General features: G+C 61.0%; 13 protein-coding genes. 8 read left to right on the top strand and 5 right to left on the bottom strand.

The genetic code is table 11. The annotated features are described in order from the left end of the window. The first annotated feature begins 21 nt into the window (after nt 1-21). The 5 genes from DFO48_RS10775 to DFO48_RS10755 are packed head-to-tail and all read left to right on the top strand — an operon-like array spanning nt 22 to nt 4,319. Nucleotides 22-1,038 carry an ABC transporter substrate-binding protein gene (locus DFO48_RS10775; protein WP_114863363.1) on the top strand — a complete coding sequence of 339 codons (1,017 nt, stop codon included), beginning with the start codon at nt 22-24 and terminating at the stop codon, nt 1,036-1,038. A gap of 13 nt (nt 1,039-1,051) precedes the next feature. Continuing rightward, on the top strand, nt 1,052-1,552 hold the full coding sequence (locus DFO48_RS10770) for a nucleoside deaminase (protein WP_114863362.1): 501 nt from the start codon (nt 1,052-1,054) through the stop codon (nt 1,550-1,552). 53 nt (nt 1,553-1,605) lie between these two features. Then, nucleotides 1,606-2,634, top strand: coding sequence for an ABC transporter substrate-binding protein (locus tag DFO48_RS10765; RefSeq protein WP_114863361.1), 1,029 nt, complete (start codon nt 1,606-1,608; stop codon nt 2,632-2,634). Nucleotides 2,635-2,691: 57 nt separating this feature from the next. Then, nucleotides 2,692-3,540: an ABC transporter ATP-binding protein gene (locus DFO48_RS10760; protein ID WP_114863360.1), complete on the top strand. Its 849-nt coding sequence runs from the start codon at nt 2,692-2,694 to the stop codon at nt 3,538-3,540. Nucleotides 3,541-3,548: 8 nt separating this feature from the next. Then, nucleotides 3,549-4,319, top strand: coding sequence for an ABC transporter permease (locus tag DFO48_RS10755; protein ID WP_003073654.1), 771 nt, complete (start codon nt 3,549-3,551; stop codon nt 4,317-4,319). Nucleotides 4,320-4,408: 89 nt separating this feature from the next. On the opposite strand, the gene DFO48_RS10750 is transcribed toward DFO48_RS10755, so the two are convergent. Further along, the gene (locus tag DFO48_RS10750; RefSeq protein WP_114863359.1) at nt 4,409-6,106 is read right to left on the bottom strand and encodes a phosphoethanolamine--lipid A transferase; all 1,698 of its coding nucleotides are present in this window, start codon (nt 6,104-6,106) and stop codon (nt 4,409-4,411) included. Nucleotides 6,107-6,209: 103 nt separating this feature from the next. Beyond that, entirely contained in the window at nt 6,210-7,391 is a 1,182-nt protein-coding gene (locus tag DFO48_RS10745) for an aminopeptidase (RefSeq protein ID WP_114863358.1), read from the bottom strand. A 42-nt stretch (nt 7,392-7,433) separates the two neighbouring features. Here DFO48_RS10745 and DFO48_RS10740 point away from each other — a divergent pair, with 42 nt between their 5' ends. The 3 genes from DFO48_RS10740 (at nt 7,434) to DFO48_RS10730 (ending at nt 9,730) form a co-directional block, all read left to right on the top strand. Beyond that, entirely contained in the window at nt 7,434-8,051 is a 618-nt protein-coding gene (locus DFO48_RS10740) for a hypothetical protein (protein WP_114863357.1), read from the top strand. 74 nt (nt 8,052-8,125) lie between these two features. Continuing rightward, a complete protein-coding gene (locus tag DFO48_RS10735) occupies nt 8,126-9,397 on the top strand; it encodes a cyclopropane-fatty-acyl-phospholipid synthase family protein (RefSeq protein WP_114863356.1) in 1,272 nt (423 codons plus the stop codon). A gap of 12 nt (nt 9,398-9,409) precedes the next feature. Next, on the top strand, nt 9,410-9,730 hold the full coding sequence (locus tag DFO48_RS10730) for a DUF1840 domain-containing protein (RefSeq protein ID WP_003073644.1): 321 nt from the start codon (nt 9,410-9,412) through the stop codon (nt 9,728-9,730). A 76-nt stretch (nt 9,731-9,806) separates the two neighbouring features. On the opposite strand, the gene DFO48_RS10725 is transcribed toward DFO48_RS10730, so the two are convergent. The 3 genes from DFO48_RS10725 to DFO48_RS10715 form a co-directional block, all read right to left on the bottom strand. Next, a complete protein-coding gene (locus tag DFO48_RS10725; RefSeq protein ID WP_003073641.1) occupies nt 9,807-10,796 on the bottom strand; it encodes a tripartite tricarboxylate transporter substrate-binding protein in 990 nt (329 codons plus the stop codon). Nucleotides 10,797-11,050: 254 nt separating this feature from the next. After that, the gene (locus tag DFO48_RS10720) at nt 11,051-12,298 is read right to left on the bottom strand and encodes a phenylacetate--CoA ligase family protein (protein WP_114863355.1); all 1,248 of its coding nucleotides are present in this window, start codon (nt 12,296-12,298) and stop codon (nt 11,051-11,053) included. A 161-nt stretch (nt 12,299-12,459) separates the two neighbouring features. Then, complete coding sequence (locus tag DFO48_RS10715) at nt 12,460-13,299, bottom strand: ABC transporter ATP-binding protein (RefSeq protein WP_003073637.1); 840 nt, start codon at nt 13,297-13,299, stop codon at nt 12,460-12,462. Nucleotides 13,300-13,414 lie beyond the last annotated feature (115 nt).

Genomic DNA, 13,414 nt, shown 5'->3' with positions numbered 1-13,414 from the left:
CAGAGACCTGAGAGTTCCTTCATGCAACGTCGCCAATTTCTTGCTGCTTTGCCTTTGTGCAGTGCGCCCTGGGTGCATGCCCAGGGAAAGTCGCTGACACCTCTGAAATTCACGCTGGATTTCCGCGTCAACGGCCAGACCGCACCGTTTTTTCTGGCCCAGCAAAACGGCTACTACCGCGATGAGGGGCTGGATGTGAGTCTGGACGTAGGGTCGGGCTCGGTGGCTTCGATTACTCGTATCGCCAGCGGTGCCTACCAGCTCGGACTGGGTGATATCAGTTCGCTGATCGAGTTCAATGCGCAGAACGCCGGCACGCCGCGCGTGCAGGCCGTCTACCAGTACTACAACCGCACGCCCTTTGTGATCATCGGACGCAAGGACAGAGGCATCACGCCGGACTTCGCAAGCCTTAGGGGCAAGAAGGTGGCAGCAGCGGCGGTGGAGTCCACGCGCCGTGCCTGGCCCATGGTGGCGCGGCGCAAGAACCTGCCCGCCGACCTTTTCGCCTGGTCGACGACGGAGTTCTCGGCACGCGACAACGTCATAGTGCGTGGCGATGTGGATGCCGCCACCTATTTCCATGACTCGGCGGTATCTCTGTTTGCGCGCCTCAAGCCCGAGGAGCTTTCCATACTGCGCTATAGCGATGCCGGCGTTCATCTGTATGGCAATGCGATCCTGGCGTCCAGCCAGCTGATCGCCGAGAAGCCGCAGGTCGTAGCCGCTTTCCTGCGCGCCACCAACCGTGCGATTGTGGAATGCCTTGCCAACCCCGCAGCAGGCATTGCCGCCGTGCGCCAGCGTGAGCCGATTCTCGATGAGAGGCTGGAGCTGGAGCGCTGGTCCATCACCGCGCAGTACGTGGCTGCGGCAGACACGAAAAGCCATGGACTGGGCGACTTCAGCAAGCGTTTGATGGAGCAGCAGCTAGACAGCGTGGTGCAGACCTTTGCGCTCAAGACCACGCCGTCTGCCGACGCACTGTTCAACAGCAGCATGCTGCCCGCCAGGTCGGCGCGCATGCTCAAGGCCTGAGGAGGAAGCCTCCATGTCTCTGCCTCAAGCCCAGACATTGAACGACAGCGATGGCCGCTATCTGCGTGAAGCCATTGCGCTTGCCGATATGGCGCGCGAGCGCGGCAACCGTCCGTTTGGCGCGCTGATCGTGGCGGCCGACGGACGCGTGCTGGCCCGGGCCAGCAATGCCAACGGCGAAAGCGGCGATTGCACGGCCCATGCCGAGCTGTCCGCCATCCGCCTGGCCAGCCCCCTGCATTCACGCGATGAACTGACGCGCGCCACGCTGTATTCCTCGGCCGAGCCCTGCGTGATGTGCGCTGGTGCCATCTTCTGGTCCGCCATCGGCCGCGTGGTCTATGGCATCGATGCCGAGCGGCTGCGCGTGTTCCGTGGCGAGCGGCTCGATCAGAAGGATGCAGAGCTGTCCTGCCGCGATGTGTTTCAGGCCGCTTCGCACGCCATCGAATGCATTGGGCCGGCCTTGATCGAAGAGGCCAGCAGTTCGCACCAGGGCGCCTGGAAGGTCTGAGCCCCGGCACGCATTCAACCGCAATTCATTGACATAGAGAGAGGGAAGCCACCATGCAAACCAAGCGCCTGTTTCTGCAATCCGTTCTGGCCCTTGGCAGCTTTGCCAGCGCCACGACAGCCTTTGCCGCAACGCCTATCAAATTTCAGCTCGACTGGCGTTTTGAAGGACCTGCGGCGCTGTTTCTGCAGCCAGTCGCCAAGGGCTATTTCCAGGCTGCTGGGCTCAATGTGACGGTGGATGCCGGCAGCGGCTCGGGCGGCGCCATCCAGCGCGTGGCATCGGGCTCCTACGACATGGGCTTTGCCGATCTGGCCGCGCTCATGGAGTTTCATGCCAACAACCCCGAAGTCAAGGACAAGCCCGTGGCCGTGATGATGGTCTACAACAACACGCCGGCCTCGGTCATGGCGCTCAAGAAGAGCGCCATCGCCAAGCCGACGGACCTGACGGGCAAGAAGCTGGGAGCGCCGGTCTTTGATGCAGGTCGACGCGGCTTTCCGTTGTTTGCCAAGGCCAACAAGGTCGGCGATGTGCAATGGACCACAATGGATCCGCCGCTGCGCGAGACCATGCTGGTGCGCGGCGATATCGATGCCATCACGGGCTTTACCTTTACCTCGCTGCTGAACCTGGAGGCGCGCGGCGTCAAGGCCGCCGATGTGACGGTCATGCCGTTCGCCGACAACGGCGTCAAGCTCTATGGCAACGCCATCATCGCCAGCGCCAAGCTGGTGCGCGAGAACCCCGAAGCCGTGCGTGCCTTCCTCAAGGCCTTCAGCAAGGGCGCCAAGGAGGTCATGGCCAATCCCGGCAGTGCCATCGCCTATGTGAAGGAGCGCGACGGCATCGTCAACTCGGCGCTCGAGACCCGTCGTCTGCAGCTGGCGATCGACACGGTGATCAACACCGCCGATGCGCGCGGCGAGGGCTTTGGCCAGGTCAGCCCCACACGCATGGCACTGATGGCTTCCCAGATCTCGGACGTCTATGCGACCAAGACACGCGTGAACCCCGAGACGCTCTGGAATGGCCGCTTCCTGCCGCCCGTCGCGGATCTGGACGTCTTCCCCAAAAAGTAATTGCTCATTGATTGATAGCTGGATGCGCTTGTGAGACAAGCGCTACAGCCTTGTTTTATGAAGTCATCAGATACAGAAGCTGCCCGGCCATTTGTCGAATTCAAGGACGTCTGGCTGGCCTATAACGAAGAGCTGCTGCAGGCCAACCACTTTGCGGTGGAGGCCATCGACCTCACGGTACAGCGCGGCGAGTTTATTGCCATCGTCGGTCCCTCGGGCTGTGGAAAGTCCACGTTCATGAAGCTCACGACGGGCCTGAAGATGCCGTCCATGGGGCGCATCACGGTCGATGGCCATCGAGTGACCGGGCCGCTCAAGATCTCGGGCATGGCTTTCCAGTCGTCCTCGCTGCTGCCCTGGCGCACCACGCTGGACAATGTGCTGCTTCCGCTGGAGATCGTGGAGCCGCACCGCTCGCAGTTCAAGCAAAAGCGCAAGGAATACGAGGCACGTGCCATCGAGCTGCTGGGCAAGGTGGGTCTGGCAGGGTATGAGCGCAAGTTTCCCTGGCAACTTTCCGGCGGCATGCAGCAGCGCGCCAGCATCTGCCGCGCCCTGATTCACGAGCCGCAGATGCTGCTGCTCGACGAGCCCTTTGGCGCGCTCGACGCCTTCACGCGCGAAGAGCTGTGGTGCATTTTGCGCGACCTGCAGGCCGAGCAGAAGTTCAATGTGATCCTGGTCACGCATGATCTGCGCGAGAGCGTTTTCCTGGCCGATACCGTCTATGTGATGAGCAAGAGCCCGGGCCGCTTCGTGGTGCGCCGCGACATCGACCTGCCGCGCCCGCGCGATCTGGAGGTCACCTACACCCCCGAGTTCTCGGACATCGTCTACGAGCTGCGCGGCCATATCGGCGCCCTGCGCAAAAGCGGCACCGACACCGCTGCAGCCATTCTTCAATAAGGCGCTCCATGAAACATCAAAAAACCGCCGAGCGCTGGGCCCCCTGGCTGCTGTTGCTGCTGATCGTCCTGCTCTGGCAGATCATCTGTTCGGGCTTCGGCGTCTCGGAATTCATCTTCCCAAGCCCCTGGGCCATAGGCCATCAGCTCTATGAGTTTGCGGGCACGATTGCCATGCATGCCTGGCGCACCTACTGGGTGACTATGGCAGGTTTTGCCTTGGCGATCGTGGTTGGCGTACTGCTTGGGTTTCTGATCGGCTCTTCGCGTCTGGCCTATGCAGCCTTCTACCCGCTGATGACGGCTTTCAACGCCTTGCCCAAGGCAGCGTTCGTGCCGATTCTGGTGGTCTGGTTCGGCATCGGCGCAGGCCCGGCCATTCTCACGGCCTTTCTGATCAGCTTCTTCCCCATCATGGTCAATATCGCCACGGGGCTTGCCACGCTGGAGCCCGAACTGGAGGATGTGCTGCGCGTGCTGGGGGCCAAGCGCTGGGACGTGCTGATCAAGGTCGGACTGCCGCGCTCCCTGCCGTATTTCTACGGCTCGCTCAAGGTCGCGATCACGCTGGCCTTCGTCGGCACCACGGTCAGCGAGATGACGGCTGCCAACGAGGGTATCGGCTATCTGCTGGTCTCAGCCGGATCTTCCATGCAGATGGGCCTGGCCTTTGCGGGGCTGATCGTGGTGGGGGCTATGGCCATGGTGATGTACGAGTTGTTCAATCTGCTGGAAAAGCACACCACGGGCTGGGCGCGCCGCGGCTCTCAGGGCGAATGATGCACTGTTTCTGAGCGCAGCACCTGAAAACGAGAAAGGCCAGCCGGATCATTGATCCGGCTGGCCTTTTTGTGCTTTGTAGTCAATGCCTAGCTGGCCGTGCGGCAGCTGGCAAATGCATCCAGTGGCTGCTTGTAGGTCGGTGAGGTGACATCCATCAGACCCATTACTGTATGAAACAGGTTGTCATGCGAGAGCGGCTGGTCCAGCGTCTTGCTCAGGCAGCTCTGATTCAGGCCGGTGCGAGCACCCAGCGTTCCCAGCCAGGCAATCATGGGCACATGTTTTTGATTGTCGGGCGCCATGGCGTAAGGCATGCCGTGCAAATAGACACCGAGCTCGCCCAGCGATTCGCCATGGTCGGACATGTAGAACATGCCGGTTTCAAACTGGCTTTGCTGAGTCTTGAGCCAGTCTATGGTCTGGGCCAGGAAGTGGTCGGTATAGCGAATGGAGTTGTCGTAGACATTGACCACGCTTTGCTGCGAGCAGCTGGACAGTGCATTGGTGGCGCACTCGGGCTTGAACGCCTTGAGGTCTGCCGTGGAGCGCTTGAAGTAATCGGGGCCGTGACTGCCCATCTGGTGCATGACCAGTACCAGGCCCTTTGCGCGGCGTGCGGGGTCCAGCTTGGCGATGCGCTCGTCCAGGCCGCTGAGCAGCAGTGCATCCAGGCATTCGCCATCCTGGGCGCACAGCGCCTTGCCGGCCGGCGTATTCACGCTGTCGGCGGTATCAGCCATGGGGATGCGCTTGCACACGCCTTTGCAGCCGGCCTGGTTGTCCACCCAGAGCACGGCCAGGCCGGCAGCCTGCAGTACGTCAAGCAGGTTGTCATGCTCGACCTTGGAGGCGTAAAAGCCTTCGCGGCCCAGGTTGGAGAACATGCAGGGCACCGATTCGCGGGTGCTGGTGCCGCAGGAGCGGGCATTGCGCCAGCTCAGCACGTCGCGCTTGGCCAGCTCAGGGTTGGTATCGCGCTCATAACCGTTGAGGCTGAAGTTCTTGGCGCGTGCAGTCTCGCCGACCACCAGAACCAACAGCGGCGGTTTCTGGGCTGCCGCATAGCTGGCACCCAGAGCTGCGCCACCCGTGATACTGACAAAGGGCCTGGGCTTGTTGAGTATGGGGTCCAGCGCCACCGAGGCAGCGGACAGCACGGGGTTGATCGGGTTGATCATGTAGCGCAGCCAAAGATTGTTGCGCACCACGGGGGCCAGATCACGGTACGAAACGGCCAGCGATGCGGCTATCAGGGCAATGCCGCCCAGCAGCAGCAATGCGGTGCGCAGCATATTGCGCCAGGCGCTGTTAGCACGCTTGAGCGGGGTTTTCCACAGCCAGATGGCGGGCAGTATGGCGATGATCAACACCTCGGCCAGCAGCTTGATGTTGAACAAGTCCGAGCTTTCGCGCGCATCGGTCTGCAGGATGTTGTGAATCATGCCCTTGTCCATCACGGTGCCGTAGCTGACCATGAAGTACTGGGAACTGGCCGCCACCAGCAGCAGCGCAACCCAGAGGGGCTTGGTAAAGCGCGGCCAGGCAAACAAAGAGGTCAGCAGAAGGCTGGCACCAAGCACCAGCGGCACAACCCGCAGGGCAAGCAGGGCCGGACTGCCGTGATAGCCGTCCAGGGAAGGCAGGCGCAGCCACAGGGCCCAGTTGGCCGTCAGTGTCAGCCAGATGGCCAGGGCCAGAGCGATGAACTGAGGCGTTCGAGGTTGAAAAAACCCCTTGAAAAATGGGGCAGAAACGGAGTCTTGGGTAGCCACGGCAGACGGCAAAAAATAGGTATCGGAGAAGTCTGGCGAGACTTTCTTAAAAACCGCTGAAGCCTCCTATATGGCTAACCCGTGTAAAAAATTGTTTTATGTCAATTTGACGTATTTATTGGCACTGAGTCGCTGTTTTTGCCGCTTCTCCCCATTGGGCGCATAGCCGCAGCTTGCGTTCTTCAGCAGGCAAGGCTGACAGCTCGCGCATCTGGGTATAGAAGCCGCGCCAGGTCTCTGGAGTGGCCGGGCCTTCGCCGCGCAGCTGCAGCCACCAGCGAGTCATGGCCGGCACCCAGTCGTCATAGGCGGCAAGGGCTCCGAAACTGGCGTTATTGGCCTGCGCCACCCATTCATCGGTCTGGGTCAGGCGCCGGTAATACTGCTCGCGCAGGGCGATGCTGGTCAGCAGGGGCTCGTCAGTGGCAATCCATTGCGCTCTGAGCTGCGTGTAAGTGGCGCGGAATTCGTCAAATACTTTGCTTTTGATGGCTTCCAGCGCTTTGGCATCAACGGTTTGAGTATTTTTCTGCTCATAAATTTGTTGCAGGCGCTGACGGGTCTCGCGCGTCAGCTGCTGCCATAGCTCGCGCCGCTGCAGGCTCTGTTGCCAGCGTTGTTGCGTGGCGGCGCTGGCATGGCTGTGCAGCCACAAGGGTGTGGCCATGCGTTCCACCGTGGTGGCAAAAGATTCGTTGAAGGCCGTGTCATTCTTCACATACAGCAGCTGATGGGCCAGTTCGTGGAACAGCAGGCCGGCAAAGTCGCCCTCCTGCCAGGAGGTGAAGGTGCTGAGCAAGGGGTCGCCGCCCAGCCAGTTCAGATAGCCCAGCGTGGAGTAGGCCGGCACGCCATAGACGCTGGTTTCCAACCCCAGGGACTGAAGCGTTTGTGCCTGCGCCTGTGCGTCGCTCTTGCTGAAGTAGCCTCGGTAGGCAATGCAACCGGTGACGGGAAAGCACCATTGGTGCATCTCCAGGCTGTAGGCCGGGGCTGCCACCACGTTCCAGACGGCAAACGGACGCTGCAGCTGGGCGTAGCGGGTGTAGCTGGCGTTGTCGGGCAGAGCCAGCTCCAGGCTGGCGAAGCGGCGCATCTGTTGCGCGGTCTGCAGGCGCTGACGCAGTGCTGCGGAGGTACTGTCTTCTGCCAGCCAGTCATCGATAGGTCGTGCGGCCTGAAGAATCTGCATCTGTCCCTTGAAACCTTGCCAGTAATAGCCGGCGCTGCTGCAGCCCGTCAGACCTGCAATTGCGGCACTAATTACCAGCAAAGCCCTCAGGCTGACTACACTCATCCTTTTTCTCATTGCGCTTGTCCGCCTGTCTGGTTTCGCTTCATGGATTTTCTAACGCTCGCCATCATTGTCACCACCGTGCTCTACGTGCTCAAGAAGCGGGAGCAGCGCCAGCACACCCAGCTTCTGGCCCAGCATCTGGCACGCTTTCAGATCGAGAAGCTCATGGCCAATCTGATGGAGGGATATCTGCGTGTCATCGGCGAGAAGGATGTGCAGCGACGTGAACAGATCTGGCCCGTGCTGGCCAATACCGAGAGCAGTCTGGTGAGCCAGTTTCAGCGTTTCGCGGATGAGTTCGCCACCTTGCCGGCCGAGCAGACGCGTGCAAGTACCCTGCCGCTGGCGCTGCCCTATATGACCCGGGTTCTGCCATCGGTTACCATGGATGTGCGCGAAACCATGAAGCTTCATGCCCAGGCGCTGGCGGCTGCCCGTGTGGGGGATGCGGCCGACGAGGAAGAGCGCAAGCGCCGAGCCTTCACCATGACGGCCGAGTTGATGCTGATGCAGCACACTTGCCACTGGTTCTGCCGCAGCCGCACCGTTGCTTCCATGCGCTTGCTGGCGCGTCACAAGACGGCTTATGAACAAGTGCTGCAGTCTGTGGCCCCCGCCACCCTTAAGGCCTACGACAGGCTGGTGAAAGCCCGCAACTGATCCTCTGCCAGACCTGGAGGCAGTTTTAGGCAGGGATGTTTTCCGTCTTGACCCTGCCATAGTCGATGTGAACAATGGTTTTCATGAAAAACCTGTTGAGCACATTGGAGCCGCTGCTAGCAAGACTTCCTGTGACTGCATCGATACAGCTTCCCTCGGGCGAGCATATCGGGCCTGAACGCAGTGCGGTTCAACTCATTTTTCGCTCTCCCAAGGCTGTTGCGGCGCTGCTGGATGGTCAGATCGGCTCGATTGGTTCGGCCATCGTCGAGGGCTGGGTGGAGGTCAAGGGCAGCTCCCGCGACATCATGGCGGCAGCGGCCGGGCTGCTGCGCGGTGATCCGGTCAGTCATACGCCCTCCTGGCTGGGGCAGACGGTCTCCAAGGCCAGGTCGCTGGCCATGCACACGCTGACCCGCGATGCCGAGCAGATTCAGTTTCATTACGATCTCTCCGACGACTTCTACGCGCTGTGGCTGGACCCGCGCCGCGTCTATTCCTGCGCTTATTACAAAGAGCAGGGCATGAGCCTGGCGCAGGCGCAGGAGGCCAAGCTCGATCACATCTGCAAAAAGCTCAAGCTCCAGCCCGGAGAGCGCTTCTGGGACATAGGTTCCGGCTGGGGCGGGTTGATCTTCTGGGCGGCCGAGCATTACGGTGCTCAGGCCCATGGCATCACGCTGTCGCGCAACCAGTTCGAGCATGTGCAGCGCCTGATTGCCGAGAAGGGCCTGCAGGGCAAGGTCCAGGTCGAGCTGCGTGATTACCGGCAAATGGGTGATGTGGAGCCGTTCGACAAGATCGGCTCGGTCGGCATGTTCGAGCACGTGGGCAGCGCCAATCTGGAGGAATACTTCCAAACCATTTATTCCATGCTCAGGCCTGGCGGTCTTGCATTGGTCCATGGCATCACGGCGGGCGGCGTCAGCAATGTGGAGCTGGGCGCCGGCATGGGCGAGTTCATCAACCGTTACATCTTTCCCGGAGGCGAACTCATGCATGTCAGCCGCGTGCTGCATGACCTGGCTGCCAGCGGGCTGGAGATGGTGGACACCGAAAACTTGCGCCCGCACTATGCACGCACGCTATGGGCCTGGTCGGATACGCTGGAGTCCCGGCTGGGCGAGGCACAGGCCATTTTGCAGACCCAGTATGACGAGGAAAAAGCCGCTAAGGCGCTGCGTGCTTACCGCCTCTATCTGGCAGGATCGGCCATGGGCTTCGAGCATGGCTGGATTGCGCTGCATCAGATGCTGTGCAGCAAACCTGATGGCGATCTGCGCAGCGGCGCGATGACCGGTGCGCAGAGCGGCTATCCTTTTAACCGCGAATACATCTACCGTTGAAGGAACCGCTCCATGCCCTACAAATTCAAATCGCGTGCCACGGCAGACCTCATCATGCTGGACGCCAACGGCCGCAAGCTGCTGGAAATCATCGGCAAGTCGCCCGACGAGGTACACGGCATCATCACCGTGGAGCAGATTCCAGCCGCCATTGCCGCGCTGGAGGCGGCTGCCGCCGAGGAGGCAGTTAGGCGCAAGCAGCCGGAAGACGACGCGCAGGACGAAGATGCCGCGCCTGCGAGCCAGGACAGCGTGGCCCTGGGCCAACGCATCGTGCCTTTTGTCGACATGCTCAGGCGCAGTGCCGCCGACGGCAAGGAAGTGACCTGGTAAGTTCCATCCCCTTCCGGGCACCCCAAAAAAAAGCCTGCAGATGCAGGCTTTCTGTTTTTTACGAGCTCGCGCCCTGTCAGTCGGCGTAGATGCCGGCGGCCTTGATGACCTTGCCCCACTTGGCGATTTCAGACTCCACAAACTTTTTGTGGCCGGCAGGGTTGGTGCGGTCGTCCGTGGCAATCACGGCACCCAGGGCTTCCTGGCGCTTGATGAACTCGGGGTCCTTGAGCGAAGCCTTCATGGCTTCGTTGATCTTTTGCACCACATCGGCAGGCGTGCCCTTGGGGGCGTACAGACCGTGCCAGATGGTCACGTTGAAGTCCTTCAGACCCAGGGATTGCAGCGTGGGCAGGTCTTTGAGTGCAGGCGTGGTCAGAGGCTTGGCAGTGGTCACGGCATAGGCCTGGACCTTCTTGGCGGCAATCTGCGAAGTGGTGTTGGTGGTCTGGTCGCACAGCAGGTCCACCTGGTTGCCCATCAGGTCGGCAATCGCAGGAGCTGCACCCTTGTAGGGAACGGGCGTCATGTCCTGCTGCAGCGAGGCCTGGAACATCAGGCCGCACAGGTGCGAGGCCGAGCCCACGCCGGCGTTGGCCAGATTCACCTTGCCCTGGTTCTTGCTGACCCAGTCCTTGACTTCGGCGAAGTTCTTGGCGGGCAGGGTGGGGCGACCGATCAGTGTCATGGGCACATCGTTGATGATGCCGGCGTACTCGAAGTCGTTGAGCACGTTGAAGGACAGCTTGCGGTACAGCGTCGGGATGGTGGACATGCCGATATGCGTCAGCAGCAGCGTGTAGCCGTCATTGCGTGCGCGTGCTGCCTTGGCCGTGCCAATCGTGCTGCCGGCACCGTCTGCGTTGTCGATGACGATGGTGGCGTTGTTCAGCTGCTTGCGCATGGATTCGGCCAGGTCGCGTGCCACCTTGTCGGTGGGGCCGCCTGCCGTGAAAGGCACAATGATCGTGATCGTCTTGCCAGCGGCAGGGTAGCTGTCGGCATGGCTGCTGATGGCAGCGGTGGCAGCCAGAGCAATGGTGGCGATCTTGAAAATAGTTTTCACAGTGTCTCCCTAAAAATAATGTGCAAGCAGACCAGGACGGTTCGCTTTTCGTGACGTAAAGCCGGATTCTAGGTAGCGCTAATCTGTGGGGTTTTTGTTATTTTCTAAGTGTTATCCCTTGATGGAGCGGGCGATCACATTGCATTTGCGTTAAAGCAAACTGGTTGCCTGTCGCGTATTGGCGACACATGATCAGGGGCTTGGTCCCGGTACACAGCCTTTAGGCCGCAGAGTCAGCCGAAGCCTGCTGCTCTTCACTGATAGGAACGCGCGTCCTCGATCACCTTGCCGTCATTGGGCAGGCTGCCAGGAGATACCATCTGCACTTCGCCGCGCAGCTTGGTGACTTCTCGCAAGGCGTCGATCACCTGCAGGGCAAAGCCCGGCGCGGTTTCTGTGGTTTCAACCAGCAACTGCATCTGGTCGTTGGCCATCTCACCCGTCACCACCAGCCTGGCCCTGGCGATCTGAGGAAAGCGCTTGGCGACCTCAGCCACCTGTTTGGCATGCACAAACATGCCGCGGACCTTGGTGGTCTGGTCGGCGCGGCCCATCCAGCCTTTGATGCGGGCATTGGTGCGGCCCGTGGGACAGGCTCCTGGAAGATAGGCCGAGAGATCGCCCGTGCCGAAGCGGATCAGCGGATAGTCGGGGTTGAGCGTGGTGATGACCAGCTCGCCCACCTCGCCCTCGGCCACAGGGTCGCCGGTTCCAGGGCGTACGATCTCCACGATCACGCCCTCGTCCAGAACCAGGCCTTCGCGCGCGCTGGTTTCATAGGCAATGAGGCCCAGATCGGCCGTGCCGTAGCTCTGGTATGCGTCGATGCCATGCTCGCGCATCCATTGGCTGAGTGAAGGCGGAAAGGCTTCGCCGCTGACCATGGCCTTGGTCAGGCTGGGCAGCTTCACTCCCATCTCCTGGGCCTTTTCCACAATGATTTTCAGAAAGCTGGGCGTGCCCACATAGGCGGCTGGCCGCAGATCGGCCATGGCCTGCACCTGCTGCTCGGTCTGGCCCGTGCCGCCTGCAAACACCGTGCAACCCAGTGCCTGGGCACCGGTTTCCATCATCGATCCGGCGGGCACGAAGTGATAGCTGAAGCAGTTGTGCACCAGCTCGCCGGCCCTGAAGCCTGCGGCGTACATGGAGCGCGCCATGCGCCAGTAATCGGGGCGACGGCTTTCGGGTTCGTAGATGGGGCCGGGGCTGGCAAACAGCCTGGGCATGTCGTGGCCCAGGTCGATGGCGTTGAAGCCGCCAAAAATCTGCTGCGGACGCTGTGCAGCCTGGCGCTCCAGCAGCTCGCTCTTGCGCGTCACCGGCAGTTGCGCCAGAGCCGCTCGGCTGGTGATGCTGGCCGCATCCACGCCCTTGAGGATCTCGGCAAACGCAGCCGAGCGCTGCTGGGCATGGGCGATCTGCGCGGGTAATGCAGCCATCAATGTCGCTTCGCGCTCATCAGGGCTGCGTATTTCCAGGGAGTCGTAGAAGTCACTCATGGCAAATCCTGTGGGGAAATCTGCAAACAAAACGGAAAACAATGGGCGCTAGCTCTGAGAACTGACCTGCACCCAGCGAGAGGCGGCGAGCAAGCGCCGCCGCGCAGCGAGGCTGTCGTCCCCCTTGGGGGAAGCGGTGCAGCCGCTCAGGGGGGTATCCGTTACGCCAGCCAGCGCTTGCGACGCTTGTAGCTTTTCACATCCTTGAAACTCTTGCGCTCACCGCCGCCCACGCCCAGGTAGAACTCCTTGACGTCCTCGTTGCTGGCCAGATCCTTGGCTGAGCCGTCCATGACGATGCGCCCGCTTTCCATGATGTAGCCGTAGTCGGCGTATTTGAGCGCCATATTGGTGTTCTGCTCGGCCAGCAGGAAGGTGACTTTTTCCTTGCTGTTGAGGTCTTTGACGATGTGAAAGACCTCGTCCACGATCTGCGGCGCCAGGCCCATGGAGGGCTCGTCCAGCAAAACCATACGCGGGTTGCTCATCAGCGCGCGGCCGATGGCGCACATCTGCTGCTCGCCGCCCGAGGTATAGGCGGCCTGGCTGGTGCGCCGGGTCTTGAGGCGCGGGAAGTAGTTGTAGACCTTCTCGAGATTGGCGGCAATCTCGCCCTTGTCCGTGCGGGTGTAGCTGCCCGTCAACAGGTTTTCTTCAATGCTCAGGTGGGCAAAGCAGTGCCGGCCTTCCATGACCTGCACCACCCCGCGCTTGACCAGGTCGGCCGGCGAGAGGTTGGCGATCTGCTCGCCCTCCAGCGTGATGCCGCCCTTGGTGACTTCACCGCGCTCGCCCTTGAGTAGATTGGAGATGGCGCGCAGCGTTGTTGTCTTGCCCGCGCCATTGCCGCCCAGCAGGGCCACGATGCTCTGGTGCGGCACTTGCAGAGAGACGCCCTTGAGCACCAGGATCACATGGTTGTAGATGACCTCGATGCCATTGACTTCCACCAGGGGCGTTGCCTGCGGGGAAGTGGAAACTGTGTGCGCGTTATCGGTCATGCGGTCACCTGGTAACTCAAAATAGATAGCTATAAACGCTTTTTTAGGTAAGCGATTGAGGCTGATTTTTGTCAATCCAATTGCGGCGAGGCGAGCCTTGGTCAGAGACATCAGG

The sequence above is a fragment of the Comamonas sp. AG1104 genome (genome assembly GCF_003350425.1).
GTDB classification, from domain to species: domain Bacteria; phylum Pseudomonadota; class Gammaproteobacteria; order Burkholderiales; family Burkholderiaceae_C; genus Comamonas; species Comamonas testosteroni.
Note: the sequence above shows the minus strand (reverse complement) of the source record. Positions and strands in the feature narration are given on the sequence as shown.